This is a genomic window from Bacillus sp. P4_D3 (assembly GCF_056401855.1).
Genome location: NZ_JBFUIN010000277.1, coordinates 1 through 4,155 on the forward strand (window position 1 = coordinate 1; position 4,155 = coordinate 4,155).

Consider the following 4,155-nt stretch of genomic DNA (forward strand, 5'->3'; position numbering starts at 1 on the left):
TACATACGCTCTGTTAATTTTAAATAACTTAAAAGTACGAAGAATCCTGTTTGTCCTAAAAATAGTAGTGCGGTCGAATGCATATCCCCTACGTAAAACATAACCGAGAAAATTCCAGTCCAAAAGCCGAGAACGCGAAACATGCGCTCCATGCCATCTCCCTCCTTTTCTAAAAAAAAGTAAAACCTCTTTTCATTATAGTTTATTTTTCTAACTATTGTAAATATTCATTCGTATAAAAGAAAGAAGCCAATTATAATATTGACTTCTTCTTAGTTGAAAAACTAAATTTGAACTTTATAGTTACAAGATTTGCATCCATCTAGTAGACTATCGTTTCGTGTTAATTCCATGTTCGGGAATAGGATTTCAAAAATCCCCTTCATCATATCTCCGTGCATATTACAAATTTCAGTCGGATGATGCGCAGCAACTTCTTTAAATGGGCAATTGTGTACATCATAGAAAATTTTTGTGCCATCTGTACTTAATTCAAAAGCAGGAGATAAACCAGCTGTTGAGAATGCTTCTTTTGCGATTAGCATTTTTTGTTCTATCGTCAATGCTTCTGCACTTACATTTAAGCGATGCATATGTTGTTGCATTAATTCTTTGCCGAATTGTTTCCCTGTTTCATATAGCGCTTTTTCACCAGCGCTACCTAAGCTTAGCAGTGAATTAAATGCTATCTGCGCTAATAATTGATAATCGCGAAATGGGAATTGTAACTGGATGACATCTTGAGACAAGACGTATAGTCTGCTTGGTCTGCCGCCTTTCCCAGTTTTTTTTGTTTCTGATTTGAGCATATTAACATCTTCTAATTTAGATAAATGTAAACGCGCTACGTTTGGATGAATGTTAAACTCATCTGCAATTTCTTGTACAGTTACGTAATTATGCTTTTGCGAAATATATTTATAAATATAATAACGAGTAGGGTCAGATAATACACCTGTAATTTTTAAAGCTTGTTCCATTAGGATCTCCACCTTTATCACTTTATCCAAGATATTAACATTATAATACAGATAAACTTCCATATAGGTAATTTCAGACAATAATTCGGAAATTGTTCATAATTTCACAAACATATTTTTCCTTTTTCTCTTAGTGAAAATACAAAATCTCTAATTTTTCTTGTGCATTTTTTCATGATATATACATAGTGAGGAGGGAAACTTGATGAATAGTGTCGAGCTTTTTGCAAATATGATTATGAAAGAAGCTTGTAGGGTGCAAGCATCAGACTTACATATTGTGCCCAGGCAAAAGGATGTGGCGATTCAATTACGTATAGGGAAAGATTTAATTACGAAAAGGTGTATTGAAAAGGAATTTGGAGAAAAGCTTGTTTCGCACTTTAAGTTTTTAGCATCAATGGATATAGGAGAGAGGAGAAAGCCTCAAAATGGTTCATTATATTTGCAAATTGATGGATCAGAAGTGTATTTACGCCTTTCAACACTTCCAACAGTATATCAAGAAAGTCTAGTTATTCGCCTCCATTTACAAGCATCTGTTCAGCCGTTGTCTCATCTTTCGTTATTTCCAAGTACAGCGGAAAAATTACTCTCTTTTTTAAAGCATTCTCATGGGTTACTCGTATTTACTGGGCCGACTGGTTCTGGAAAAACAACGACAATGTATGCGTTATTAGAAGTAGCAAGAAAAGGAGAAACACGTCGCATTGTTACGCTGGAAGATCCAGTTGAGAGAAGAAAAGATGGTTTATTACAAATTCAAATAAATGAAAAAGCTGGTATCACATATGAAACGGGATTAAAGGCTATTTTGCGTCACGATCCAGATATTATTTTAGTTGGCGAAATTCGTGATGAAGAAACAGCAAAAGTAGCTGTAAGGGCCAGTTTGACGGGACATTTAGTGATGACAACCTTGCATACAAATGATGCGAAAGGAGCGATACTACGATTTATGGATTATGGTATTACAAGGCAAGAAATTGAACAATCATTATTGGCTGTAGCTGCTCAGCGACTCGTTGAATTAAAATGTCCGTTTTGCAGAGGGAAGTGTTCAACTTTATGTAAATCAATGAGGCAAGTGAGGCAGGCAAGCATTTATGAACTGTTATATGGATATGAATTAAAACAAGCGATTAAAGAAGCAAGTGGAGAACATGTTACGTATCACTATGAAACGTTGGAATCGTCGGTGCGAAAAGGGTATGCTTTAGGCTTTTTAGAAGAAGATGTATATGTTTAAGGGAAAATGGAGTTTAAGTGATCAAGTATTATTATGGAAAAGATTAAGTGATTTATTAGAGAAAGGTTACTCACTTTTACAGGCGTTAGAATTTTTGCAGTTTCAACTACCGTTAGGGAAGAAATTACAGTTACAGCATATGATCGAGGGATTGAAAAATGGACAAAGTTTGCATGCTTCTTTTCATCAATTAATGTTTCATCCGGAGGTGTTAAGTTATTTGTTTTATGCAGAGCGACACGGTGATATTTCTTTTGCTTTGCAACAAGGGAGTGTACTTCTTTACAAGAAGGATAAATATAGGAAAGATATGATGAAAGTAATGCAATATCCTATGTTTTTATCATTTTTTTTAATGATTATGCTTTCTGTTTTTAACCTCATTTTATTGCCTCAGTTTGAAATGATGTATAGTTCTTTACGTTCTACAGCACCACCACTTACGGAGCAAATTTTAGTTGCAATTAAATTATTACCCTACTTCATTTATATCATTTTTCTTATCGTTATAACGGGATTTAGTTTATATATATTTTATTTCCGAAAACTTCCGCCTACTCAACAGGTAAAGATTATGATCCGTATTCCCCTTATGAAAACATTTTCTATTTTAAATCATTCGCATTATTTTTCCGCTCAATTAAGTGGTTTATTACACGGTGGATTGTCAGTGCACGAAGCATTAACAATAATGATGAAGCAAAAGTATCATCCATTCTTTCAGTATGAAGCAGCCCGAATTGAGCGGCAATTAATTGCAGGAGAACCGTTACAATCTATTATTGATAAAAGCGGTTATTATGAGAAAGAACTTTCTTATATCATTACGCATGGACAAGCAAACGGTAATTTAGCAAATGAGCTTGGTGATTACAGTGAGCACATTATTGAAAAGGTAGAACAAAAAATTAAACGTATGTTATTTGTGATTCAACCCATTTTATTTACATGTCTTGGGGTTATAGTCATTCTGATGTACTTAGCGATGATTATGCCGATGTTTCAAATGATGAATTCAATTTAGGGGGGATTTACATGCAGAATGAGGAAGGTTTTACTCTTTTAGAAATGTTATTAGTTATGGTTGTCATAACTGTATTATTACTATTAATTATTCCAAATGTAGTTACACAGCGCTCATCCGTACAAGGAAAAGGATGTGCAGCCTATGTGAAATCTATAGAAGCACAAATACAAGCATATCAATTGCAACATAATAAGATTCCATCAATAGAGGAACTTGAAACAGGAAAGTATATTACTTCTAAAACTTGTCCGAAAGGTGAACCAATCCATATTTCCGATGATGGCACAGTATCAGCCGGGAAATCGTGAAACAAAAAGGTTTTACTCTTTTAGAAATGCTACTTGTCTTATTTGCTATTTCTGTACTGAGTGTTGTTACGCATTTTAACGTTACTTCATTATATGAAAAACAAAGAGCCGAGCAGTTTTTGAAACAGTTTTCAAATGATATTTTGTATATGCAGCAGTTGGCGATTAAGCGTCAAAAACATTATACGTTACGCTGGTTTAAAGGGAAACAGATGTATTATATTTCGGAATCGGAGAMGGGCTTTTTAATTGTTAAGAGAGAATATGATAAAGATGTCCAAATTGATTTGCATACCTTTCCGAATCCGATGACATATAATCCGAGCGGGAATATTAATAGAGGGGGTACGATTTTACTTTCCTATCGAGGGTATAAATATGAGATTGTATTTCAGCTTGGCAGAGGGAGATTTACGTATCGTGAAGTGTCAAAAAGGATCAGTAATGGTTGAAATGGTTGTAGCGTTAAGTTTAATAATGATGGCGGTATCGTTATTGCTCCCGCAAACATTATTAATTATGCAAGAAAGAAAAAATATAAAAATGAGCTATAAAGCATTAATACTATTAAAAAAAGAAGCGACCTTATTT

At 34.1% G+C, this 4,155-nt stretch carries 6 protein-coding genes and 1 pseudogene; 5 read left to right on the top strand and 2 right to left on the bottom strand.

Annotated elements, in window-relative coordinates; all coding sequences use genetic code 11:
• Together AC1DTM_RS19225 and AC1DTM_RS19230 are read right to left on the bottom strand one after the other, a co-directional pair.
• Positions 1 to 152: DUF2626 family protein (locus AC1DTM_RS19225; RefSeq protein ID WP_477000667.1), on the bottom strand; the 152-nt coding region annotated here is incomplete at its 3' end.
• A gap of 132 nt (positions 153 to 284) precedes the next feature.
• Positions 285 to 980, bottom strand: coding sequence for a helix-turn-helix transcriptional regulator (locus AC1DTM_RS19230; protein WP_016106154.1), 696 nt, complete (start codon positions 978 to 980; stop codon positions 285 to 287).
• A 205-nt stretch (positions 981 to 1,185) separates the two neighbouring features.
• On the opposite strand from AC1DTM_RS19230, the gene comGA reads away from it, so the two are divergent.
• The 5 genes and pseudogenes from comGA to AC1DTM_RS19255 all read left to right on the top strand — a co-directional run.
• Positions 1,186 to 2,229, top strand: coding sequence for a competence type IV pilus ATPase ComGA (comGA, locus tag AC1DTM_RS19235; protein WP_016106153.1), 1,044 nt, complete (start codon positions 1,186 to 1,188; stop codon positions 2,227 to 2,229).
• Positions 2,216 to 3,253 (top strand): competence type IV pilus assembly protein ComGB, encoded by a 1,038-nt coding sequence (gene comGB, locus AC1DTM_RS19240; RefSeq protein ID WP_016106152.1) that lies wholly within the window; start codon positions 2,216 to 2,218, stop codon positions 3,251 to 3,253. Before comGA ends, comGB begins: the two co-directional genes overlap by 14 nt.
• 11 nt (positions 3,254 to 3,264) lie before the next feature.
• A complete protein-coding gene (comGC, locus tag AC1DTM_RS19245) occupies positions 3,265 to 3,564 on the top strand; it encodes a competence type IV pilus major pilin ComGC (RefSeq protein WP_002160489.1) in 300 nt (99 codons plus the stop codon).
• Entirely contained in the window at positions 3,561 to 4,016 is a 456-nt protein-coding gene (gene comGD, locus AC1DTM_RS19250) for a competence type IV pilus minor pilin ComGD (RefSeq protein ID WP_477000666.1), read from the top strand. The genes comGC and comGD overlap by 4 nt, the downstream gene beginning before the upstream one ends.
• Positions 3,985 to 4,155, top strand: a pseudogene (locus AC1DTM_RS19255) (type II secretion system protein); the annotation flags it as partial. The gene comGD and the pseudogene AC1DTM_RS19255, both read left to right, overlap by 32 nt.